This window comes from Parendozoicomonas verongulae (assembly GCF_009711465.1).
Taxonomy (GTDB): domain Bacteria; phylum Pseudomonadota; class Gammaproteobacteria; order Pseudomonadales; family Endozoicomonadaceae; genus Sansalvadorimonas; species Sansalvadorimonas verongulae.
Genome location: NZ_SMME01000008.1, coordinates 1 through 205 on the forward strand (window position 1 = coordinate 1; position 205 = coordinate 205).

At 55.6% G+C, this 205-nt stretch carries 1 protein-coding gene; it reads left to right on the forward strand.

Going from position 1 to position 205, the window contains the following annotated elements:
* Nucleotides 1-22: 22 nt before the first annotated feature.
* Nucleotides 23-205, forward strand: a 183-nt coding sequence (locus tag E1189_RS00015) for a cadherin repeat domain-containing protein (RefSeq protein ID WP_155158123.1), incomplete at its 3' end; no start/stop codon positions are given.

The following is a 205-nucleotide window of genomic DNA, read 5'->3' on the forward strand; positions in this document are numbered from 1 at the left end:
CAATGGCTCGCAGAATGAGGGTGTGTTCACAATCAATGTGAGCACCGGCGTTATTACCCTGAACAAAGACATCGACGATGCGGACCTGGGTAACTTCACCCTGAATGTGGAAGTGTCGGACGATGGCTTCGCGACGACCGGTGATACCGCGAGCGTAGCGATCGAGCTGAGCAATGTGAACGACGATCCGGAGTTCCGTTCCGGC